Here is a 21,905-nt window from a genome sequence, read left to right on the forward strand (position 1 = left end):
CGGCCGCCTCGCGGCTCTAGGGGATTGATGACTGAGTATGGCCGGGGCCAAGGCTCCGAACCGTGGCATCCGGAGGACCCGTTGTACGGGGACAGTGGATGGGAAGGACAGCAGGCCCAGGCCGACCAGTCCTCCTACGACGGCCAGCCGCAGCACTACCCGCAGCAGTCGCAGCAGGCGCAGTACGGCGACTGGAGCGCCGACGGCCAGCAGGCCGCCTACGGTCAGGCGCAGCAGCAGTACCCGCACCAGCAGTACCCACAGCAGTACCAGCAGCAGCCCCAGCACCAGCAGTACCCGCAGCAGTACGGCGAGCAGGTCCACCAGCAGTACGTCGATCAGGGTCAGCAGCAGTACGCGAACGGTGGCTGGGACGCCGGCCAGCAGGCGCAGGTCCCGTACACCGCCGACCCCACGGACCCGTACGCCCAGCAGGCCGCCGCGTACGGCGGTCAGCAGCCCGATTACTACGGCACGCCCGACGCGTACCCGCCGCCGGAGCCGCCGACCAGGCGTCGAGCCGAGCCGGAGCCGGGACCCGAGTCCGAGCCGGAACCGCAGAACGGCTGGGACCCCGGCCCCGACCAGGGCGAGCACGCCTTCTTCGCGGGCGGTGACGATGACGACGAGCCCGAGGACGAGGCAGAGGGCCGTCGGGGCCGCGGCGACCGGAAGGGCCGGGACGGCGACAAGGGCGGCAAGAGCGGGAAGGGCGGCAAGAGCAAGAAGAGCCGCAGCGGAACCGCGTGCCTGGTGGTCGTCCTGGTGTTCGGCGGTGGCATCGCCGGAATCGGGTATTTCGGGTACCAGTTCTACCAAAGTCGTTTCGGCGCGGCTCCCGACTACACGGGCGACGGCACGAGCGCGACGGTGACCGTCGAGATCCCCAAGGGTGCGGGCGGCTACGAGATCGCCCAGGCGTTGAAGGCGAAAGGCGTCATCAAGAGCGTCGACGCCTTCGTGGCCGCTCAGGCGGATAATCCTGACGGGAAGAAGATCCAGGCCGGCGTCTATGTCCTGAACAAGGAGATGTCCGGCAAGAGCGCCGTCACGTTGATGCTCGATCCCAAGAGTCAGAACAATATGATCGTCAAGCCAGGGCAGCGCAACGTTTCGGTCTACGAGGCGATCGACAAACAGCTCGGGCTTTCCAAGGGCACTACCGCGAAGGTTGCCAAGGCGGAATACAAAAGCCTCGGACTTCCGAAATGGGCGAACGACAACAAGGACATCAAGGACCCGCTGGAAGGTTTCCTTTACCCGACGACCTATCCGGCCGCCAAGGGCATGAAACCCGCGGAAGTCCTGAAGGAAATGGTCGCGCAGGCCAGCGCGAAGTACAGCGCGCTCGATCTCGAGGCCAAGGCCAAGGAACTCGACCTCGACAGCCCGCTGCAGGTCCTCACGGTCGCGAGCCTCGTCGAGGCTGAGGGCAAGACCAGCGACGACTACCGCAAGATGGCGGAGGTGGTCTACAACCGTCTCGACCCCGCGAACCCCCAGACCTACGGCGCCCTGCAGTTCGACTCGACCTTCAACTATGTGAAGAACGAGAGCAAAATCGAAATCAGCGAGTCGGAGATCAATAGCAACAAGGACCCGTACAACACGTACACCAACAAGGGTCTCCCGCCCGGCCCGATCGGAAACCCGGGCGATGTGGCGATGAAGGCGGCGCTGAATCCGACCGACGACGGCTGGTACTACTTCGTGGCGACCGACGGCGTGAGTAAGACCGAATTCGCCAAGACGCACGATGACTTCCTCAAGCTCAAGGACAAGTTCGATGCAAGAACGGGCAGCTGACGCCCGCCGGGCAGCGGTGCTCGGTTCCCCCATCGCCCACTCCCTCTCCCCGGCGCTTCATCGCGCCGCCTACGAGGAACTGGGGCTCACCGACTGGACGTACGACCGTTTCGAGGTCGACGAGGCGGCGCTGCCGGGATTCCTGGGAGAGCTCGGGCCCGAATGGGCGGGGCTTTCGCTGACCATGCCGCTGAAGCGGGCGGTCATCCCGCTGCTCGACGAGGTCAGTGAGACGGCCGCGTCGGTCGAGGCCGTCAACACCGTCGTGTTCGGCGCGGACGGGCGGTGCGTCGGCGACAACACCGACATCCCCGGGATCGTGGGCGCCCTGCGCGAGCACGGCATCGAACAGGTCGACTCCGCCGCGATTCTCGGCGCCGGTGCGACCGCCTCCTCCGCGCTCGCCGCGCTGGCCCGGATCTGCACCGGCGAGGTCGTCGTGTACGTCCGCAGCGAGGTCCGCGCCGCCGAGATGAGGGAGTGGGGCGAACGCCTCGACATCGAGGTCCGTACGGCGGACTGGGCGGACGCGGCCCGGGCGCTGCACGCCCCGCTGGTGATCGCCACGACCCCGGCCGGGGCCACGGACGCGCTGTCCGGAGCCGTCCCGGAACGGCCCGCAACCCTCTTCGACGTGCTCTACCACCCCTGGCCCACCGATCTGGCGGCACGCTGGTCGGCGTACGGCGGGGCGGTCGTCAGCGGACTCGATCTGCTGGTGCACCAGGCGGTGCTTCAGGTGGAACAGATGACCGGGCGCGTCCCGGCTCCGCTGGGCGCCATGCGCAGGGCGGGCGAAAAGGCACTGGCCGACCGCTGACCCGATTCGCTCCGCGTCCGGTTGCTGGACCGCCGATCAGGTCTGCGGCCCGGACGTGGGAGGATCGGGAGGTGGCGGGCCAGGGCCGCGCACCCGGTCACGCCGTCGCCGTACGCGAGGACACACGTACGCAGGGCAGTACCAGGGCGCGAGTATGAGGAGCACCGTTGAGCAGGTTGCGCTGGTTGACCGCGGGGGAGTCCCACGGTCCCGCTCTTGTCGCGACGCTGGAGGGCCTTCCCGCCGGCGTGCCGATCACCACGGAGTTGGTGGCGGACCACCTGGCGAGGCGTCGGCTCGGTTATGGGCGCGGTGCCCGGATGAAGTTCGAGCAGGACGAGATCACGTTCCTGGGCGGTGTGCGGCACGGTCTGTCGATGGGTTCGCCGGTCGCGGTGATGGTCGGCAACACGGAGTGGCCGAAGTGGGAGCAGGTGATGGCGGCCGATCCGGTGGATCCGGAGATCCTGGCCGGGCTCGCCCGTAACGCTCCGCTGACCCGCCCCCGCCCCGGTCACGCCGACCTCGCGGGGATGCAGAAGTACGGCTTCGAGGAGGCCCGCCCGATCCTGGAACGCGCCTCCGCGCGTGAGACGGCGGCGCGGGTGGCGCTGGGCGCCGTGGCCCGCTCGTTCCTCAAGGCGGCGGCCGGGATCGAGATCGTCTCGCACGTCGTCGAACTGGCGGCGGCGAAGGCGCCCTACGGCGTCTACCCCAAGCCCTCCGACGTCGAGAAGCTGGACGCCGACCCGGTGCGCTGCCTGGACGCGGACGCGTCGAAGGCGATGGTCGCGGAGATCGACCAGGCCCACAAGGACGGCGACACCCTCGGTGGTGTGGTCGAGGTGCTGGCGTACGGCGTGCCTGTAGGCCTGGGTTCGCACGTGCACTGGGACCGGCGCCTGGACGCCCGGCTCGCCGCCGCGCTGATGGGCATCCAGGCCATCAAGGGCGTCGAGGTCGGCGACGGCTTCGACCTCGCGCGTGTGCCGGGCTCGAAGGCGCACGACGAGATCGTGCCCACGGCCGACGGTATCCGGCGTGCCACCGGGCGTTCGGGTGGCACCGAGGGCGGCCTGTCGACGGGCGAACTGCTGCGCGTACGGGCGGCGATGAAGCCGATCGCGACCGTGCCGCGCGCCCTGCAGACCGTCGACGTGGTGACCGGCGAGGCGACGCAGGCCCATCACCAGCGCTCCGACGTGTGTGCGGTCCCGGCGGCCGGCATCGTCGCCGAGGCGATGGTGGCCCTTGTCCTTGCCGACGCGGTGGTGGAGAAGTTCGGCGGCGACAGCGTGCCCGAGACGCGCCGCAACGTGGAGTCGTACCTCGAGCACCTGATCGTCCGGTGAGCGCGGTGCAGATTGTGCTGGTCGGGCCGATGGGGGTCGGCAAGTCCACCGTCGGACGGCTGCTGGCCGAGCGGCTCGACTGCCCGTACCGGGACACGGACGACGACATCGTCGCCGAACAGGGCCGCACGATCGCCGACATCTTCGTCGACGAGGGCGAGCCGGTCTTCCGGGCCGTCGAGAAGCAGGCGGTCCAGCGGGCGCTGGCCGAGCACGAAGGCGTCCTCGCCCTCGGCGGCGGCTCGATCCTCGACGAGGACACCCGCAAGCTGCTGGCCGGACACCGGGTCGTCTACCTGTCGATGGACGTCGAGGAAGCGGTCCAGCGCACCGGCCTGAACGCGGCCCGCCCCCTGCTGGCGGTCAACCCGCGCCGGCAGTGGCGGGAGCTGATGGAGGCCCGCCGCCATCTGTACACGGAGGTCGCCGACGCGGTCGTCGCCACCGATGGCCGTACGCCCGAAGAGGTCACCCAAGCCGTCCTGGACGCACTGGAGTTGAAGTCAGCATGAGCAGCGAGGCAGTGACGCGGATCCAGGTCGGCGGCACGGCGGGCAGCGACCCGTACGAGGTTCTGATCGGCCGGCAGCTCCTGGAGGAGCTGGGCGGGCTGATCGGGACCAGGACCCAGCGGGTCGCGGTGATCCACCCCGAGGCGCTCGCGGACACGGGTGAGGCGCTGCGCGCCGACCTGGCCGGCCAGGGCTTCGAGACGGTCGCCATCCAGGTGCCGAACGCGGAGGAGGCGAAGACCGCGGAGGTGGCCGCCTACTGCTGGAAGGCGCTCGGCCAGTCCGGCTTCACCCGCACCGACGTCATCGTCGGTGTCGGCGGCGGCTCGACCACCGACCTGGCCGGCTTCGTCGCCGCGACCTGGCTGCGCGGGGTGCGCTGGATCGCGATCCCGACGACGGTGCTGGCGATGGTGGACGCGGCGGTCGGCGGCAAGACCGGCATCAACACCGCCGAGGGCAAGAACCTTGTCGGCTCCTTCCACCCGCCGGCCGGTGTGCTGTGCGACCTGGCGGCGCTGGACTCGCTCCCGGTGAACGACTACGTGTCCGGGCTGGCGGAGATCATCAAGGCCGGTTTCATCGCCGACCCGGTGATCCTTGAGCTGATCGAGGCCGACCCGCAGGCCGCCCGCAGCCCGTCCGGTCCGCACACGGCCGAGCTGATCGAGCGGTCGATCAAGGTGAAGGCGGAGGTCGTCTCCTCGGACCTGAAGGAGTCCGGCCTGCGCGAGATCCTCAACTACGGGCACACGCTGGCCCACGCCATCGAGAAGAACGAGCGCTACCAGTGGCGGCACGGCGCGGCCGTCTCCGTCGGTATGCACTTCGCGGCCGAACTGGGCCGCCTCGCAGGCCGGTTGGACGATGCGACGGCCGATCGGCACCGCACGGTCCTGGAGTCCGTCGGACTGCCGCTGCACTACCGCTACGACCAGTGGCCCAAGCTGCTGGAGACGATGAAGGTGGACAAGAAGTCCCGGGGCAATCTGCTGCGGTTCATCGTCCTGGACGGACTGGCCAAGCCGACCGTCCTGGAGGGACCGGACCCGGCCGTCCTCCTCGCCGCCTACGGCGAAGTGGGGGAGTAGCTCCCCACTCGGGCGCTTGGCCCGATTCGCCTGTGGCGACGGGCACTTCGGGCCGTTCCGGGCCGTTCACCAAACGGCGGTCCGGGACGGTACCGTTCGGTAGCGGGTGGGGTTCGTGCCCCGCCGGCCAGCGCCAATCGCCTGTACGAGATGGAGTGGCACCGGATGCAGCACGCAGTGGGGTCTCCGCTGCCGCCGCCCCACCAGCCGGGGCAAGGACCGGGCGCCGACTGGTCGTCGGCCGCCCCGCACGCGGGGCAGCAACACCCGGGCGCGCACCCGGGTTCCGCGCCCCCGAGCCGACCGCCCGCCCCGGCTCCGGTCTACACCGGGGGAGCCCCCGGGCCGGGTCCGCAGGCACAGCCGCATCCGCCCGTCCCACCGCACGCTCCCGTTCCGCAGCACGTGCCGGTGGCGCCCACGCAGGACACCACCGGCCATGTGCAGCTGCCGCAGGGCGACTTCGTCCCGACTCCGGGCCCGCCGCCCGCCGCGGGCCCCGTCGACCCGGCCTCCGCGCCCCTCGCCGTGCTGCTGATCGGCCCTGCGGGCGCCGGGAAGACCAGCGTCGCGAAGTATTGGGCGGACCATCGCCGGGTGCCCACCGCGCACATCAGCCTCGACGACGTACGCGAATGGGTCCGCTCGGGTTTCGCCGACCCGCAGTCGGGGTGGAACGACCACTCGGAGGCGCAGTACCGCCTCGCGCGCCGCACCTGCGGTTTTTCCGCGCGCAACTTCCTGGCCAACGGCATCTCGTGCATCCTCGACGACGCGGTCTTCCCCGACCGGCCGGTCGTCGGCCTCGGGGGCTGGAAGCGGCATGTGGGCCCCGGCCTGCTGCCGGTCGTGTTGCTGCCCGGCCTGGAGATCGTCCTGGAGCGCAACGCCGAGCGCTCCGGCAACCGCCGCCTCGCGGACGAGGAGGTCGCCCGCATCCACGGCCGGATGGCGGGCTGGTACGGCTCCGGTCTCCCGATCATCGACAACTCCCAGCTCGACGTACCGGCGACGGCCCGGGTCCTGGACGACGTCCTCGCGCGGCTGCTGGCCAGCCCGCCCAAGTGGTAGACGGCAACCGTCCTCCGGGAGCGGGGCAGGGTACGTCCGCCCGCGCCCGCGCGCCCGTCGGGCCCTGACCGACGGCCGCACGGGCGCGTGCCACCGATTGCCAGGTCTCACGCCCGTTCTTTCGCTGCCCAAGGCCCCTCGTGACCCGTCGCACGGGCTGTGGAGACGGCCGGGTGGGCCGAACGGGTGGCCAAGGCCGAGCTGGGCCGCGGTCGTCCACCCGAGGCCCGATGGACAGAGCCTCGGCGATCACCGTCGGCAGAGCCACGCCCCCGCCGGCTGGCTTGCGGTTCCGGCGGAGCCCGATCCGCGGTGGGGATTGCTGGCCGGTGGTTCGGTGATCGCCGCCAGCAGAGCGGCGGTCCCCCGGCGGTGGCTTGCCGGTTGGGTGTGGTTGGGTCCGCGTTGCCGTTCGGGGGGTGGTGGCTCGGCGGCTGTCGGCGGTGGGGCGATGGGCATCGGGCGGGTGGCTTGTGGCCGGGTGGGGCCTGGGCCGTGCTGTCGTGGGGTGGGGGAGTGCCTCGGTGACAGTCGTTGGCGGGGCGATCCTCCCGGCTGGCGGATTGGCGTTCCGGGGGAGCGTGGTCCGTGCTGCCGGCGGTGGGCATGGATCACGGTCGGCAGGTCGGCAGGTCGGCAGGTCGGCAGGTCGGCGGCCCCGGCCGGCCGCGCTGTTCCGGCGGAGCCCGGTTCGCGTCGGTGCTCAGCTCTGCCGAGCGGCGCGCGGGCGCCCGCAGTCCGTTTCTGTCGGCCGCCAGGCCTCGTGGGAGCCGCCACGGTCCGCCTCCGGGCTCCGTACCGCCCAGTCGGCTCTCTCCGACCGGCGGCGATCCGGTCGCGCTCTTACGCTCGGGGCATGTCAGAGGTGTACACGGCGCGCAGAGCGCGGCTTCGGGAGCGGTGTCACGCGGGCGGTAGTGCGGGAGCGCTGGTCTCCCGGGCCGCCAATGTGCGGTATCTCGCGGGCGCGGCCCCGCAGGGAGCCGTACTGCTGCTGGGAAAGCGTGAGGACCTGCTCGTGTGTGGGGGGCCCGAGGACGACCGGCTCCCCGAGGGCAGCCGTCCCGACGAGGCCCTGCGCGTGCACGCGCTGTCCGCAACCGGCGGCGATCCGGCCGTCGCCGCCGCGGATCTCGCCGCCGCGCAGGGCGCCGAGTCCCTGGCCGTCGAAGAGCACCATCTGACCGTGGCCCGGCATCGCGCCATCGGCTCGGTCGCGCCCCGACTGCGCCTCGCCGACCTCGGTGGCGCGGTCGAGCAGCTCCGAGTGGTCAAGGACGAGGAGGAGATCGCCTGTCTGCGGATCGCCGCCGAGATCGCCGACCAGGCACTCGGCGAGCTGCTGGAGTCCATCCTCGTCGGGCGTACGGAGAGACATCTCGCCCTGGAGCTGGAGCGGCGGCTCGTGGACCACGGTGCGGACGGGCCCGCCTTCGCGACCGCCGTCGCGACCGGCCCCCATTCCGGCCGCCGGGGACATAGGCCCACGGATCGGCGCGTGGAAGAGGGAGACTTCCTCTCTGTTTGTCTCGGCGCCGTCTACCGCGGATACCGCTGTGAGATCGGCCGCACGTTCGTCATCGGGACCTCGCCGGCCGACTGGCAGATCGAGCTCTACGACCTCGTCTTCGCAGCCCAGCGCGCTGGACGGGAGGCTTTGGCACCCGGTGCCGCCTACCGTGACGTGGACCGCGCGGCACGCCAGGTACTGGACTCCGCGGGCTACGCGGACCGCCTTTTGGAGCTCACCGGACACGGTGTGGGGCTCGAAATCGACGAGGAGCCGCAGCTCGCCCCCGCAGCCATGGGTAAACTGGACGCTTGCGTGCCGGTCACCGTCGAACCGGGGGTCCACCTCCCGGGCCGGGGCGGTGTCCGGATCGATGACACGCTCGTCGTACGCCCTGAGGCGGACGGCGGACCCGAGCTACTTACCATCACGACCAAGGAACTGCTCGCGCTCTAGCTTCGAGCTGTCGCGTCTGCCCCGGGGTCGTCCACGTCAGTCCAGGAGATTCCGCAACCGTGGCTTCCACGAACGACCTCAAGAACGGCCTGGTGCTCAAGCTCGACGGGGGCCAGCTCTGGTCCGTCGTCGAGTTCCAGCACGTCAAGCCCGGCAAGGGCCCTGCCTTCGTGCGCACCAAGCTCAAGAACGTGCTCTCCGGCAAGGTCGTCGACAAGACGTTCAACGCCGGTGTCAAGGTCGAGACGGCCACTGTCGACAAGCGCGACATGCAGTTCTCCTACATGGACGGCGAGTACTTCGTCTTCATGGACATGGAGACGTACGACCAGCTCATGGTGGACCGCAAGGCCGTCGCCGACGCCGCCAACTTCCTGATCGAGGGCTTCACCGCCACGGTCGCGCAGCACGAGGGCGAGGTGCTCTTCGTCGAGCTGCCGGCCGCCGTCGAGCTCGTCATCCAGGAGACCGAGCCGGGTGTCCAGGGCGACCGCTCCACGGGTGGCACCAAGCCGGCCACGCTGGAGACGGGCCACCAGATCCAGGTCCCGCTCTTCATCACGACCGGTGAGAAGATCAAGGTCGACACCCGTACGAGCGACTACCTCGGCCGGGTGAACAGCTAACCGTGGCTGCCCGCAACACGGCCCGCAAGCGTGCCTTCCAGATCCTCTTCGAAGGCGACCAGCGCGGGGCCGATGTCCAGACGGTCCTCGGGGACTGGATCCGGCTCTCCCGGGCCGACACCCGCCAGCCCCCGGTCAGCGAGTACACGATGGAGCTCGTCGAGGGCTACGCGCAGCACGCGAAGCGCATCGACGAGCTGATCGCGCAGTACTCGGTCGGCTGGACGCTCGACAGGATGCCGGTCGTCGACCGCAACATCCTGCGCCTCGGTGCCTACGAGCTGATCTGGGTCGACGAGACCCCGGACGCCGTCGTCCTCGACGAGATGGTGCAGCTGGCGAAGGAGTTCTCCACGGACGAGTCACCCTCGTTCGTCAACGGACTCCTGGGCCGGTTCAAAGACCTGAAGCCCTCGCTGCGCCGCGACGAGGACTGAGCCAGGCCTTCAGGCTTCTGGTCGTACGAACGCCGGTGGGCCCCAGCGACACACTGCTGGGGCCCACCGGCGTTCGCGTGCCCAGAGGGCGCTGAGATGTCCTGGGGGTATCGGCGGCCCTGCGAGGCCTCCGAAGCCCGTAAAACGCCGCCGGGGTGGCCGGAACCCATAAGGTTCCGGCCACCCCGGCGGCACGTTTCTGCTCAGCGGCTGAAAGCCGCCGGGCTCAGCCCTCCTCGTGGGAGACGGCGCGGCGCGCGTCCGCGTCCAGGACGCCCCAGCTGATCAGCTGCTCGGTCAGGACCGAGGGCGACTGGTCGTAGATGACGGCGAGCGTGCGCAGGTCGTCCTGGCGGATCGACAGCACCTTGCCGTTGTAGTCGCCGCGCTGGGACTGGATCGTCGCGGCATAGCGCTGCAGGGGGCCCGCCTTCTCGGCCGGCACATGGGCCAGCCGCTCAAGGTCGAGGACGAGCTTCGGCGGCGGCTCGGCGGCCCCGCCCGGCGTGGTGCCCGGCAGCAGTTCCTGCACGGGAACCCCGTAGAAATCAGCCAGCTCGGCAAGGCGCTGCACGGTCACGGCACGATCGCCGCGCTCGTACGAACCGACCACGACCGCCTTCCAGCGTCCCTGGGACTTCTCCTCGACACCGTGGAGGGAAAGGCCCTGCTGGGTGCGGATCGCCCGGAGCTTGGCCCCGAGCTGTTTGGCGTATTCGCTGGACATATAGCTCCCGGACACAGTGTCGACGTGCGGACGAGCCGCGCGGCTGGTGACTCACTGTGAGGTTACGCAGCGTTACTCTTCCCCGTCAAGCCGAATGGTCCCGCCCGGCACTTCCATGCGGGGCGACGTGCGGTTACGGCAGTCGAGTGACGCGTGGCGCCCATGGGGTGATCAGGTGTGTTGCGCGGGCTGGTACCGTGGATGGCGCAATTCCGACGTCCTTTAATGATCCGTCCTGTGAGGCGGAGAAGGAGGTCCGTTTCCTATGGACTCAGAGCAGGACAAGCAGCAGTACGAGGCCGACGCGCGGCCCGTTCTGGAAGCCCCCGACATCGCGCGGGTGCTGACCCGCATCGCCCACGAGATCGTCGAACGCGCCAAGGGCGCCGACGACGTGGTGCTCCTCGGCATTCCGACCCGTGGCGTCTTTCTCGCCCAGCGGCTCGCCGCCAAGCTGGCGGAGATCACCGACCGCAAGATCCCGGTCGGTTCGCTCGACATCACGATGTACCGCGACGACCTGCGCATGCACCCCCCGCGCGCGCTGGCCCGCACCGACATCCCCGGTGACGGCCTCGACGGAAGACTGGTCGTCCTCGTCGACGACGTGCTCTTCTCCGGCCGTACTATCCGCGCCGCCCTCGACGCCCTGAACGACCTCGGGCGCCCGCGCGCGGTGCAGCTCGCGGTCCTCGTCGACCGAGGACACCGCGAACTGCCCATCCGCGCCGACTACGTCGGCAAGAACCTCCCCACGTCGCTGCGGGAGACGGTCAAGGTCCAGCTCGCCGAGGAGGACGGTCGGGACACCGTGCTGCTCGGTGTGAAGCAGACCGCCCAGCAGTAGCACGCGCGCGTGCGGCCCCGCGCCGCACGTCCCCTCGCCATGCCCCTGCCTGCCCGGAATCTCCTGAACTTCCTTACGGAGCCTGAAAGATGCAGCGTCATCTCATCTCGGCCGCCGACCTCACCCGGGACGACGCCGTCCTGATCCTCGACACCGCCGAGGAGATGGCCCGGGTCGCCGACCGGCCGATCAAGAAACTGCCGACCCTGCGCGGCCGTACCGTCGTCAACCTCTTCTTCGAGGACTCGACGCGGACCCGGATCTCCTTCGAGGCCGCCGAGAAGCGTCTCTCCGCGGACGTCATCAACTTCACCGCCAAGGGGTCGAGTGTCTCCAAGGGCGAGTCCTTGAAGGACACCGCCCAGACCCTCGAAGCCATGGGCGTCGACGCGGTCGTCATCCGGCACGGCGCCTCCGGGGCCCCGTACCGGCTCGCCACCTCCGGCTGGATCGACGCGGTCGTCATCAACGCCGGCGACGGGACGCATCAGCACCCGACGCAGGCCCTGCTGGACGCCTTCACCATGCGGCGCCGACTGGTCGGGCGGGATGCGGGCATCGGCCAGGACCTCGCCGGCAAGCGCATCACCCTGGTCGGCGACATCCTGCACAGCCGCGTCGCCCGCTCGAACGTCGACCTGCTGCACACCCTCGGCGCCGAGGTCACCCTCGTCGCCCCGCCGACCCTGGTGCCGGTCGGCGTCGAGAGCTGGCCCTGCGAGGTCTCGTACGACCTCGACAGCACCCTTCCGAAGTCCGACGCGGTGATGCTGCTGCGGGTGCAGCGCGAGCGCATGAACGCCGCGTTCTTCCCGACCGAGCGTGAGTACTCGCGGCGCTACGGCCTCGACGGCGACCGTATGGCGCGGATGCCGGAGCACGCCATCGTGATGCACCCCGGGCCGATGGTCCGCGGTATGGAGATCACCGCCGAGGTCGCCGACTCGGGGCGCTGCACGGCGATCGAGCAGGTCACGAACGGTGTCTCCATCCGGATGGCCGTGCTCTACCTGCTGCTCGGCGGCAACGAACCCGCCGTCACCCACACCCGTACCGAGGAGAAGTAAGACAGATGAGCAAGATCCTTATTCGTGGTGCGCGGGTGCTCGGCGGCGAGCCGCAGGACGTCCTGATCGACGGCGGGACCATCGCCGCCGTCGGTGCCGGGCTGTCCGCCGACGGGGCCGAGGTCGTCGAGGCCGAGGGAAAGGTGCTGCTGCCGGGGCTCGTCGATCTGCACACGCATCTGCGTGAGCCGGGGCGCGAGGACTCCGAGACGGTGCTGACCGGGACCCGGGCCGCGGCGAGCGGTGGTTACACCGCCGTCTTCGCCATGGCCAACACCTTCCCGGTCGCCGACACCGCCGGTGTGGTCGAGCAGGTCTATCGGCTCGGCCGGGAGCACGGCTACTGCGACGTGCAGCCCATCGGCGCCGTCACCGTCGGCCTGGAGGGCAAGAAGCTCGCCGAACTGGGCGCCATGCACGAGTCGGCCGCCGGTGTCACCGTCTTCTCCGACGACGGCAAGTGCGTCGACGACGCCGTGATCATGCGGCGTGCCCTGGAGTACGTGAAGGCCTTCGGCGGGGTCGTCGCCCAGCACGCGCAGGAGCCGCGACTGACCGAGGGCGCCCAGATGAACGAGGGCGTCGTGTCGGCCGAGCTGGGGCTCGGTGGCTGGCCCGCGGTCGCCGAGGAGTCGGTCATCGCGCGTGATGTGCTGCTCGCCGAGCACGTCGGCTCCCGCGTCCACATCTGCCATCTGTCGACCGCCGGGTCAGTCGAGATCGTCCGCTGGGCCAAGTCCCGGGGCATCGACGTCACCGCCGAGGTGACCCCGCACCACCTCCTCCTCACCGACGAGCTGGTCCGGACGTACAACCCCGTCTACAAGGTCAACCCGCCGCTGCGCACCGAGCGCGATGTGCTGGCCCTGCGCGAGGCGCTCGCCGACGGCACGATCGACATCGTCGCCACCGACCACGCCCCGCACCCGCACGAGGACAAGGACTGCGAGTGGGCCGCCGCCGCCATGGGCATGGTCGGCCTGGAGACCGCGTTGTCAGTGGTCCAGGAGACGATGGTGGACACCGGACTGCTGGACTGGGCGACCGTCGCCGACCGTATGTCCTTCGCCCCCGCGCGCATCGGGCGGGCGACGGGCCACGGCCGCCCCGTCTCGGCAGGTGAGCCCGCCAACCTCACGCTCGTCGACACGGCATACCGTGGGTCGGTGGACCCCGCGGGCTTCGCCTCGCGCAGCCGCAACACCCCGTACGAGGGCCGTGAGCTGCCGGGCCGTGTCACGCACACCTGGCTCCGGGGCAAGGCCACGCTCGTCGACGGGAAGCTCGCGTGACATCACTGCCGCATTTGACGTACGTCGCCGCCGAACAGAAGTCGGCGGAGGTGACCGACTGGGCCGCCCGGGTGGGCTGGCTGGTCGGACTCGCGCTCTTCGTCGCGCTCATCTACTGGCTGATGCGCGAGGGCTGGAAGTGGCGCGGCACGCTCCAGGGCGACCTGCCCGAGCTGCCCGTCGTGCCGGACGAGCCCGGAGCGGCGAGACTGACTGTGTTGTCGATGAGCGGGCGCTACCACGGCTCCACCACCGCGGGGCAGTGGCTCGACCGCATCGTGGCGCACGGGCTCGGCACCCGCAGCCGGGTCGAGCTGACACTGACCGACGCGGGACTGGACGTCGTACGCCCCGGCGCGGCCGACTTCTTCGTCCCCCTGGCGGCGCTGCGCGAGGCCCGGCTCGACAAGGGCATCGCGGGCAAGGTCCTCACCGAGGGCGGCCTGCTGGTCGTCACCTGGGAGCACGGCGGCAAGCTGCTCGACTCCGGGTTCCGCTCCGACCGCGCGGCCGAGCACAACGAGTGGGTCCGCACCCTGAACCAGATGATCAACAAGACGGAAACGGAAGGCGCACGATGACGACCTCCACCCGGGGAGCCACGAAAACTCCCGCCGTACTCGTCCTGGAGGACGGCCGGATCTTCCGCGGCCGTGCCTACGGGGCCGTGGGGGTGACCTTCGGAGAGGCCGTCTTCTCCACCGGCATGACCGGCTACCAGGAGACCCTCACCGACCCGTCGTACCACCGCCAGGTGGTCGTGATGACCGCCCCGCACGTCGGCAACACCGGCGTCAACGACGAGGACCCGGAGTCGCAGCGGATCTGGGTCGCGGGCTATGTCGTACGGGACCCCGCGCGCGTGCCCTCCAACTGGCGCTCCCGGCGCTCCCTCGACGAGGAACTGCGTAACCAGGGCGTCGTCGGCATCTCCGGCATCGACACGCGCGCGTTGACGCGTCATCTGCGGGAACGCGGTGCCATGCGCGTCGGCATCTTCTCCGGCAACGCGCTGCCCGACGACGGCACGATGCTCGCCGAGGTGCGCCAGGCCCCTGAGATGACGGGCGCCGACCTCTCCGCCGAGGTCGCCACCAAGGAGACGTACGTCGTCCCCGCGATCGGCACCAAGAAGTACACGGTCGCCGCCGTCGACCTCGGCATCAAGGGCATGACCCCGCACCGGATGGCCGAGCGCGGCATCGAGGTGCACGTGCTGCCCGCCACGGCGACCGTGGAGGACGTGTACGCCGTGAATCCCGACGGTGTGTTCTTCTCCAACGGGCCGGGCGACCCGGCCACCGCGGACCACCCGGTCGCCGTCATGCAGGCGGTCCTGGAGCGCGGCACGCCGCTCTTCGGGATCTGCTTCGGCAACCAGATCCTGGGACGGGCCCTCGGCTTCGGCACGTACAAGCTGAAGTACGGCCACCGGGGCATCAACCAGCCCGTGCAGGACCGTACGACCGGCAAGGTCGAGGTCACCGCCCACAACCACGGCTTCGCCGTGGACGCGCCGCTCGACCGGGTGTCCGAGACGCCCTACGGGCGCGCCGAGGTCTCCCACGTCTGTCTGAACGACCAGGTCGTGGAAGGGCTCCAGCTGCTCGACCGGCCCGCGTTCAGCGTCCAGTACCACCCCGAAGCGGCAGCGGGCCCGCATGACGCCGCCTACCTGTTCGACCGCTTCACGTCTTTGATGGACACCGTCCTGATGGAGGGCCAGCGTGCCTAAGCGCACCGATATCCAGTCCGTCCTGGTCATCGGCTCCGGCCCGATCGTCATCGGCCAGGCCGCCGAGTTCGACTACTCCGGCACCCAGGCGTGCCGCATCCTGCGCGCCGAGGGCATCCGGGTCATCCTGGTCAACTCCAACCCGGCGACGATCATGACCGACCCGGAGATCGCCGACGCCACCTACGTCGAGCCGATCACCCCGGAGTTCGTCGAGAAGATCATCGCCAAGGAGCGGCCGGACGCGCTGCTGCCCACCCTGGGCGGCCAGACGGCCCTGAACACCGCGATCTCCATGCATGAGCAGGGTGTGCTGGAGAAGTACGGTGTCGAGCTGATCGGCGCCAACGTCGAGGCGATCAACAAGGGCGAGGACCGAGACCTGTTCAAGGGCGTCGTCGAGGCCGTCCGCGCGAAGATCGGGCACGGCGAGTCCGCCCGGTCGGTCATCTGCCACACCATGGACGACGTGATCGGGGGCGTCGAGACGCTCGGCGGCTACCCCGTCGTCGTCCGGCCCTCCTTCACCATGGGCGGCGCCGGTTCCGGCTTCGCCCATGACGAGGAGGAGCTGCGCCGCATCGCCGGCCAGGGCCTGACCCTGTCTCCGACCACCGAGGTGCTCCTGGAGGAGTCCATCCTCGGCTGGAAGGAGTACGAGCTGGAGCTGATGCGCGACAAGAACGACAACGTCGTGGTCGTCTGCTCCATCGAGAACTTCGACCCCATGGGCGTGCACACCGGCGACTCGATCACCGTCGCGCCCTCGATGACGCTGACCGACCGCGAGTACCAGCGCCTCCGCGACATCGGCATCGCCATCATCCGCGAGGTCGGGGTCGACACCGGCGGCTGCAACATCCAGTTCGCGGTCAACCCGGACGACGGCCGCATCATCGTCATCGAGATGAACCCGCGCGTGTCGCGGTCCTCGGCCCTCGCGTCGAAGGCGACCGGCTTCCCGATCGCCAAGATCGCCGCAAAGCTGGCCGTCGGTTACACCCTCGACGAGATTCCGAACGACATCACGGAGAAGACCCCGGCCTCCTTCGAACCGACGCTCGACTACGTCGTCGTGAAGGCCCCCCGGTTCGCCTTCGAGAAGTTCCCGTCCGCCGACTCCACCCTCACCACGACCATGAAGTCGGTCGGCGAGGCCATGGCCATCGGCCGCAACTTCACCGAGGCCCTCCAGAAGGCGCTGCGGTCGCTGGAGAAGAAGGGCAGCCAGTTCACGTTCGTCGGCGAGCCCGGTGACAAGACCGAGCTGCTGGCCGAGTCCGTACGGCCCACCGACGGGCGCATCAACACCGTCATGCAGGCCATCCGCGCGGGCGCCACGCCCGAGGAGGTCTTCGAGGCCACGAAGATCGACCCGTGGTTCGTCGACCAGCTGTTCCTGATCAAGGAGATCGCGGACGAGCTGGCGGAGGCTGAGCGGCTGAACCCCGAACTCCTGGCCGAGGCCAAGCGGCACGGCTTCTCGGACCAGCAGATCGGCGAGATCCGGGGCCTGCGCGAGGACGTCGTGCGCGAGGTGCGGCACGCGCTGGGCGTGCGCCCGGTGTACAAGACGGTCGACACGTGCGCCGCCGAGTTCGCGGCGAAGACGCCGTACTTCTACTCCTCGTACGACGAGGAGACGGAGGTCGCGCCGCGCGAGAAGCCGGCCGTCATCATCCTCGGCTCCGGCCCCAACCGCATCGGCCAGGGCATCGAGTTCGACTACTCCTGCGTCCACGCCTCTTTCGCCCTGAGCGACGCGGGCTACGAGACCGTGATGGTCAACTGCAACCCCGAGACCGTCTCCACGGACTACGACACCTCCGACCGCCTGTACTTCGAGCCGCTGACCCTCGAGGACGTGCTGGAGATCGTCCACGCGGAGTCCCTGGCGGGCCCGATCGCGGGCGTGATCGTGCAGCTCGGCGGCCAGACCCCGCTGGGCCTCGCGCAGGCCCTCAAGGACAACGGCGTACCGGTCGTGGGCACCCCGCCCGAGGCCATCCACGCCGCCGAGGACCGGGGAGCCTTCGGCCGCGTCCTCGCGGAGGCCGGTCTCCCGGCCCCCAAGCACGGCACGGCGACCACCTTCACCGAGGCCAAGGCGATCGCGGACGAGATCGGCTACCCGGTCCTCGTACGCCCGTCGTACGTCCTCGGTGGACGCGGCATGGAGATCGTCTACGACGAGACCCGGCTGTCCTCCTACATCGCCGAGTCGACCGAGATCAGCCCCTCCCGGCCGGTCCTGGTCGACCGCTTCCTCGACGACGCGATCGAGATCGACGTCGACGCCCTGTACGACGGCGAGGAGCTGTACCTCGGTGGCGTCATGGAGCACATCGAGGAGGCCGGTATCCACTCCGGCGACTCGGCCTGCGCGCTGCCCCCGATCACCCTGGGCGGCTTCGACATCAAGCGGCTGCGGACCTCGACCGAGGCCATCGCGCGCGGGGTCGGCGTCCGGGGTCTGATCAACATCCAGTTCGCGCTGGCCGGCGACATCCTCTACGTCCTGGAGGCCAACCCGCGCGCGTCCCGTACGGTCCCCTTCACGTCGAAGGCGACCGCGGTGCCGCTGGCGAAGGCCGCCGCCCGGATCTCGCTCGGCGCGACCGTCGCCGAGCTGCGGGCCGAGGGACTGCTGCCGGCGACCGGTGACGGCGGTGAACTGCCGCTGGACGCGCCGATCTCCGTCAAGGAGGCCGTCATGCCCTGGAACCGCTTCCGCGACACCTCCGGGCGCGGCGTCGACACCGTGCTCGGCCCGGAGATGCGCTCCACCGGCGAGGTCATGGGCATCGACTCCGTCTTCGGCACGGCGTACGCCAAGTCGCAGGCGGGGGCCTACGGCCCGCTGCCGACGAAGGGCCGCGCCTTCATCTCGGTCGCCAACCGGGACAAGCGCTCGATGATCTTCCCGGCCCGTGAACTGGTCGCCCACGGCTTCGAGCTGCTCGCCACCTCCGGCACGGCGGAGGTCCTCAGGCGCAACGGCCTCAACGCGAAGGTCGTCCGCAAGCAGAACGAGGGCACGGGTCCGAACGGCGAGAAGACCATCGTCCAGCTCATCCACGACGGCGAGGTCGACCTCATCGTCAACACCCCGTACGGCACCGGAGGCCGCCTCGACGGCTACGAGATCCGTACGGCGGCCGTGGCACGGTCCGTGCCGTGCCTGACGACCGTCCAGGCGCTCGCCGCGGCCGTCCAGGGCATCGACGCCCTCAAACAGGGTGACGTGGGCGTGCGTTCACTCCAGGAACACGCCGAACAACTGACCGCGGCCCGCGACTAGCAGCCCTGGGGGACACCGGAAACGGTGTCCCCCTCTTCATGAGGCCTCACCGCGAGGCCGTATCGAGGACACCACCATGTACAAGCTTTTCTTCCGTCTGGTCTTCACACGGATGGACCCCGAAGAGGCCCATTACCTGGCCTTCCGCTGGATCCGCCTCGCCGCCCGTCTCCCCGTGCTGCGGACGTTCGTCGCCACCGCCCTCGCGCCCCGGTACGAGGAACTGCGCACCGAGGCCTTCGGGCTGCGGATGCACGGGCCCTTCGGGCTCGCGGCCGGCTTCGACAAGAACGCGATCGCGATCGACGGGATGTCGATGCTCGGCTTCGACCACGTCGAGATCGGCACGGTCACGGGGGAGCCGCAGCCAGGCAACCCCAAGAAGCGGCTGTTCCGCCTTGTGCCGGACCGGGCGCTCATCAACCGCATGGGGTTCAACAACGAGGGTTCGCTGGCCGTGGCGGCCCGTCTGGCGAGCCGGGAGGCGGTCTTCCGGACCGTCGTCGGCGTCAACATCGGCAAGACCAAGGTCGTCCCCGAGGACGAAGCCGTCGCCGACTACGTGAAGTCGACCGAGCGGCTCGCCGCGTACGCCGACTACCTCGTCGTCAACGTCAGCTCGCCCAACACGCCCGGCCTGCGCAACCTTCAGGCCACCGAGGCGCTGCGCCCGCTGCTCAGCGCCGTCCGCGAGGCGGCCGACCGCACGGTGACCTCGCGCCGTGTCCCACTGCTGGTGAAGATCGCGCCCGACCTCGCCGACGAGGACGTGGATGCCGTCGCCGACCTCGCCGTCGAACTGGGCCTGGACGGGATCATCGCCACCAACACCACCATCGCGCGTGAGGGACTCGGTCTGGCCTCCGAACCCACCCTGGTCAAGGAGACCGGAGGCCTCTCCGGCGCACCCCTGAAGGCCCGCTCCCTGGAGGTGCTGCGCCGCCTCTACGCGCGCGTGGGCGACCGGATCACCCTCGTGGGTGTCGGCGGCGTCGAGAACGCCGAGGACGCCTGGCAGCGCATCCTGGCCGGCGCCACCCTCGTACAGGGCTACAGCGCCTTCGTCTACGAGGGCCCTTTCTGGGGACGCGGCATCCACAAGGGGCTCGCCGCCCGCCTCCGTACGAGCCCGTACGCCACGCTCGCCGACGCCGTCGGCGCCGACGTAAGGAAGACCGTATGACAGTCCTGGAACCCTTCGGTGCCCGTCTGCGCCGCGCCATGGACGAGCGCGGCCCGCTCTGTGTCGGCATCGACCCGCACGCCTCGCTGCTCCTCGACTGGGGGCTGAACGACGACGTCGCAGGCCTGGAGCGGTTCAGCCGCACGGTCGTCGAGGCGCTGGCCGGGCGCGTCGCGGTGGTCAAGCCGCAGAGCGCGTTCTTCGAACGGTTCGGGTCGCGCGGGGTCGCCGTACTGGAGAAGACGGTCCAGGAGGCGCGGGACGCCGGCACGCTGGTCGTGATGGACGCCAAACGCGGCGACATCGGCTCCACCATGGCCGCCTACGCCGCCGCCTTCCTGGAGAAGGGCGCCCCGCTGTTCTCGGACGCGCTCACCGTCTCCCCGTATCTCGGCTACGGCTCGCTGCAGCCGGCGGTCGACCTCGCCCGGGAGAGCGGCGCGGGCCTGTTCGTACTGGCGCTGACCTCCAACCCCGAGGGTGGTCAGGTGCAGCACGCCGTCCGCGAGGACGGGCTGAACGTCGGCGCGACCATGTTGGCGTACCTCGCCGCCGAGAACGCGGGGGAGCGGCCCATGGGCTCCTTCGGCGCGGTCGTCGGGGCCACGCTCGGCGACCTCTCGTCCTACGACCTCGACATCAACGGACCTCTCCTGGCACCCGGAGTCGGCGCGCAGGGGGCGACCCCGGCGGACCTTCGCGGGGTGTTCGGGGCGGCGTTGCGCAACGTGGTTCCGAACATCAGCCGAGGTGTTCTGCGTCACGGTCCTGATCTCGTCGCCCTTCGGGACGCATCGGACCGCTTCGCGGACGAGATCCGGGCCGCTGTGGCCGCCACCTGAGGATTCGTACAGGTCGGCGGGGTCCTCCGATGAGTGACTTCCGGACGCCTTGAGACTGAATACATTCTCAAATCCAGGGCAGTTTGACCGAAATATCCGACCTGGCGAAGGCTGACCAGGACTTTTCCGCTGTTCTCGCTGACTCTGGCGGACTTGGCCGCTAGTCTCCGACGAGAGTCAACGAGCGAGCGTGTTGCTCGTAGCTCACCAGGTGAGGGGCGATTAGGTTCCTCACCGGTCCGTATCCGACAGTTCGACATCCGAGGTGACGTAGGCGTGGCTCTTCCGCCCCTTACCCCTGAACAGCGCGCAGCCGCGCTCGAAAAGGCCGCCGCGGCTCGCCGGGAGCGGGCCGAGGTCAAGAATCGACTCAAGCACTCCGGTGCCTCCCTCCAGGAGGTCATCAAGCAGGGCCAGGAGAACGACGTCATCGGCAAGATGAAGGTCTCCGCTCTGCTCGAATCGCTTCCGGGCGTGGGCAAGGTCCGCGCCAAGCAGATCATGGAGCGACTCGGCATCTCCGAGAGCCGCCGGGTGCGTGGTCTTGGCTCCAACCAGATCGCCTCCCTGGAGCGCGAGTTCGGCAGCACCGGCTCCTGAGTCCTGGCTCCCCAGGATTCCTGGAATAATCGCCGTATGGCTGCAACATTCCGGGGGACGACCCCCGAGCCCCCGGACGTACGTCCGCGGCTGACCGTGCTCTCCGGCCCCTCGGGGGTCGGCAAGAGCACGGTCGTCGTCCATATGCGCAAGGAACACCCCGAGGTCTGGCTCTCGGTGTCGGCGACGACCCGCAAGCCACGCCCCGGTGAACAGCATGGCGTCCACTACTTCTTCGTCACCGACGACGAGATGGACAAGCTGATCGCCAACGGCGAGCTCCTGGAGTGGGCCGAATTCGCCGGTAATCGCTACGGCACACCGCGTGCGGCCGTGCTGGAGCGGTTGGAGTCCGGCGAGTCGGTCCTCCTGGAGATCGATCTCCAGGGCGCCCGGCAGGTCCGTGAGTCCATGGCGGACGCCCTGCTGGTGTTCCTGGCTCCTCCCTCCTGGGAGGAGCTGGTGCGCAGACTGACCGGGCGGGGCACCGAACCGCCCGAGGTGATCGAGCGCCGCCTGGAGGCGGCCAAGATCGAACTGGCCGCCGAGCCGGAGTTCGACGAGACCCTGGTCAACACCTCCGTCGAGGACGTGGCGCGCGAGCTGCTAGCCTTGATGGAAGTTGTGTGA

The 21,905-nt window shown here is 69.8% G+C and carries 20 protein-coding genes; 19 read left to right on the forward strand and 1 reads right to left on the reverse strand.

The genetic code is table 11. The features are described 5' to 3' along the window. Nucleotides 1-27: 27 nt before the first annotated feature. The 9 genes from mltG (at nt 28) to nusB (ending at nt 9,681) form a co-directional block, all read left to right on the forward strand. A complete protein-coding gene (mltG, locus tag OG734_RS40315) occupies nt 28-1,806 on the forward strand; it encodes an endolytic transglycosylase MltG (RefSeq protein WP_330292348.1) in 1,779 nt (592 codons plus the stop codon). Next, nucleotides 1,787-2,626: a shikimate dehydrogenase gene (locus tag OG734_RS40320; RefSeq protein ID WP_330292349.1), complete on the forward strand. Its 840-nt coding sequence runs from the start codon at nt 1,787-1,789 to the stop codon at nt 2,624-2,626. Before mltG ends, OG734_RS40320 begins: the two co-directional genes overlap by 20 nt. A gap of 167 nt (nt 2,627-2,793) precedes the next feature. After that, on the forward strand, nt 2,794-3,978 hold the full coding sequence (aroC, locus tag OG734_RS40325) for a chorismate synthase (protein ID WP_330292350.1): 1,185 nt from the start codon (nt 2,794-2,796) through the stop codon (nt 3,976-3,978). Between the two features lie 29 nt (nt 3,979-4,007). After that, the gene (locus OG734_RS40330; protein WP_443065125.1) at nt 4,008-4,490 is read left to right on the forward strand and encodes a shikimate kinase; all 483 of its coding nucleotides are present in this window, start codon (nt 4,008-4,010) and stop codon (nt 4,488-4,490) included. Continuing rightward, nucleotides 4,487-5,581, forward strand: coding sequence for a 3-dehydroquinate synthase (gene aroB, locus OG734_RS40335; RefSeq protein ID WP_330292352.1), 1,095 nt, complete (start codon nt 4,487-4,489; stop codon nt 5,579-5,581). Before OG734_RS40330 ends, aroB begins: the two co-directional genes overlap by 4 nt. 165 nt (nt 5,582-5,746) lie before the next feature. Next, complete coding sequence (locus OG734_RS40340; RefSeq protein ID WP_330292353.1) at nt 5,747-6,652, forward strand: Pro-rich N-terminal domain-containing protein; 906 nt, start codon at nt 5,747-5,749, stop codon at nt 6,650-6,652. Nucleotides 6,653-7,508: 856 nt separating this feature from the next. Next, the gene (locus tag OG734_RS40345) at nt 7,509-8,618 is read left to right on the forward strand and encodes an aminopeptidase P family protein (protein ID WP_330292354.1); all 1,110 of its coding nucleotides are present in this window, start codon (nt 7,509-7,511) and stop codon (nt 8,616-8,618) included. Between the two features lie 59 nt (nt 8,619-8,677). Beyond that, a complete protein-coding gene (efp, locus tag OG734_RS40350) occupies nt 8,678-9,244 on the forward strand; it encodes an elongation factor P (RefSeq protein ID WP_006382090.1) in 567 nt (188 codons plus the stop codon). Between the two features lie 2 nt (nt 9,245-9,246). Continuing rightward, nucleotides 9,247-9,681, forward strand: coding sequence for a transcription antitermination factor NusB (nusB, locus tag OG734_RS40355; RefSeq protein ID WP_330292355.1), 435 nt, complete (start codon nt 9,247-9,249; stop codon nt 9,679-9,681). 226 nt (nt 9,682-9,907) lie between these two features. Here the strand turns inward: nusB and bldD are convergent, their stop codons facing one another. Beyond that, on the reverse strand, nt 9,908-10,408 hold the full coding sequence (bldD, locus tag OG734_RS40360) for a transcriptional regulator BldD (RefSeq protein ID WP_006379429.1): 501 nt from the start codon (nt 10,406-10,408) through the stop codon (nt 9,908-9,910). Between the two features lie 265 nt (nt 10,409-10,673). Between bldD and pyrR the strand changes: the two genes are divergently transcribed. The 10 genes from pyrR to gmk all read left to right on the forward strand — a co-directional run bounded on the left by pyrR (nt 10,674) and on the right by gmk (nt 21,905). Continuing rightward, entirely contained in the window at nt 10,674-11,255 is a 582-nt protein-coding gene (pyrR, locus tag OG734_RS40365; protein WP_189146201.1) for a bifunctional pyr operon transcriptional regulator/uracil phosphoribosyltransferase PyrR, read from the forward strand. A gap of 89 nt (nt 11,256-11,344) precedes the next feature. Then, complete coding sequence (locus OG734_RS40370; RefSeq protein ID WP_330292356.1) at nt 11,345-12,322, forward strand: aspartate carbamoyltransferase catalytic subunit; 978 nt, start codon at nt 11,345-11,347, stop codon at nt 12,320-12,322. A 5-nt stretch (nt 12,323-12,327) separates the two neighbouring features. Then, nucleotides 12,328-13,614 carry a dihydroorotase gene (locus OG734_RS40375; RefSeq protein WP_330292357.1) on the forward strand — a complete coding sequence of 429 codons (1,287 nt, stop codon included), beginning with the start codon at nt 12,328-12,330 and terminating at the stop codon, nt 13,612-13,614. Continuing rightward, nucleotides 13,611-14,195, forward strand: coding sequence for a PH-like domain-containing protein (locus OG734_RS40380; RefSeq protein ID WP_330292358.1), 585 nt, complete (start codon nt 13,611-13,613; stop codon nt 14,193-14,195). Before OG734_RS40375 ends, OG734_RS40380 begins: the two co-directional genes overlap by 4 nt. Then, a complete protein-coding gene (gene carA / locus OG734_RS40385; protein ID WP_330292359.1) occupies nt 14,192-15,349 on the forward strand; it encodes a glutamine-hydrolyzing carbamoyl-phosphate synthase small subunit in 1,158 nt (385 codons plus the stop codon). The genes OG734_RS40380 and carA overlap by 4 nt, the downstream gene beginning before the upstream one ends. Beyond that, the gene (carB, locus tag OG734_RS40390) at nt 15,342-18,650 is read left to right on the forward strand and encodes a carbamoyl-phosphate synthase large subunit (protein WP_330292360.1); all 3,309 of its coding nucleotides are present in this window, start codon (nt 15,342-15,344) and stop codon (nt 18,648-18,650) included. Before carA ends, carB begins: the two co-directional genes overlap by 8 nt. A 76-nt stretch (nt 18,651-18,726) precedes the next feature. Beyond that, nucleotides 18,727-19,833, forward strand: coding sequence for a quinone-dependent dihydroorotate dehydrogenase (locus tag OG734_RS40395; protein ID WP_330292361.1), 1,107 nt, complete (start codon nt 18,727-18,729; stop codon nt 19,831-19,833). Further along, nucleotides 19,830-20,675, forward strand: coding sequence for an orotidine-5'-phosphate decarboxylase (pyrF, locus tag OG734_RS40400; protein ID WP_330292362.1), 846 nt, complete (start codon nt 19,830-19,832; stop codon nt 20,673-20,675). Before OG734_RS40395 ends, pyrF begins: the two co-directional genes overlap by 4 nt. Nucleotides 20,676-20,951: 276 nt before the next feature. Further along, a complete protein-coding gene (locus OG734_RS40405) occupies nt 20,952-21,275 on the forward strand; it encodes an integration host factor, actinobacterial type (protein WP_234766072.1) in 324 nt (107 codons plus the stop codon). 36 nt (nt 21,276-21,311) lie between these two features. Then, on the forward strand, nt 21,312-21,905 hold the full coding sequence (gmk, locus tag OG734_RS40410) for a guanylate kinase (RefSeq protein WP_330292363.1): 594 nt from the start codon (nt 21,312-21,314) through the stop codon (nt 21,903-21,905).

It is taken from the genome of Streptomyces sp. NBC_00576, from assembly GCF_036345175.1.
Taxonomy (GTDB): Bacteria; Actinomycetota; Actinomycetes; order Streptomycetales; family Streptomycetaceae; genus Streptomyces.

Bases quoted from the DNA above. Each gene is read 5' to 3' on its own strand.
- mltG (WP_330292348.1), top strand. From the start codon at position 28: ATGACTGAGTATGGCCGGGGCCAAGGCTCCGAACCGTGGCATCCGGAG.
- OG734_RS40320 (WP_330292349.1), top strand. From the start codon at position 1,787: ATGCAAGAACGGGCAGCTGACGCCCGCCGGGCAGCGGTGCTCGGTTCC.
- OG734_RS40330 (WP_443065125.1), top strand. From the start codon at position 4,008: ATGGGGGTCGGCAAGTCCACCGTCGGACGGCTGCTGGCCGAGCGGCTC.
- aroB (WP_330292352.1), top strand. From the start codon at position 4,487: ATGAGCAGCGAGGCAGTGACGCGGATCCAGGTCGGCGGCACGGCGGGC.
- OG734_RS40340 (WP_330292353.1), top strand. From the start codon at position 5,747: ATGCAGCACGCAGTGGGGTCTCCGCTGCCGCCGCCCCACCAGCCGGGG.
- OG734_RS40345 (WP_330292354.1), top strand. From the start codon at position 7,509: ATGTCAGAGGTGTACACGGCGCGCAGAGCGCGGCTTCGGGAGCGGTGT.
- bldD (WP_006379429.1), bottom strand. From the start codon at position 10,408: ATGTCCAGCGAATACGCCAAACAGCTCGGGGCCAAGCTCCGGGCGATC.
- pyrR (WP_189146201.1), top strand. From the start codon at position 10,674: ATGGACTCAGAGCAGGACAAGCAGCAGTACGAGGCCGACGCGCGGCCC.
- OG734_RS40370 (WP_330292356.1), top strand. From the start codon at position 11,345: ATGCAGCGTCATCTCATCTCGGCCGCCGACCTCACCCGGGACGACGCC.
- OG734_RS40375 (WP_330292357.1), top strand. From the start codon at position 12,328: ATGAGCAAGATCCTTATTCGTGGTGCGCGGGTGCTCGGCGGCGAGCCG.
- carA (WP_330292359.1), top strand. From the start codon at position 14,192: ATGACGACCTCCACCCGGGGAGCCACGAAAACTCCCGCCGTACTCGTC.
- OG734_RS40395 (WP_330292361.1), top strand. From the start codon at position 18,727: ATGTACAAGCTTTTCTTCCGTCTGGTCTTCACACGGATGGACCCCGAA.
- pyrF (WP_330292362.1), top strand. From the start codon at position 19,830: ATGACAGTCCTGGAACCCTTCGGTGCCCGTCTGCGCCGCGCCATGGAC.
- gmk (WP_330292363.1), top strand. From the start codon at position 21,312: ATGGCTGCAACATTCCGGGGGACGACCCCCGAGCCCCCGGACGTACGT.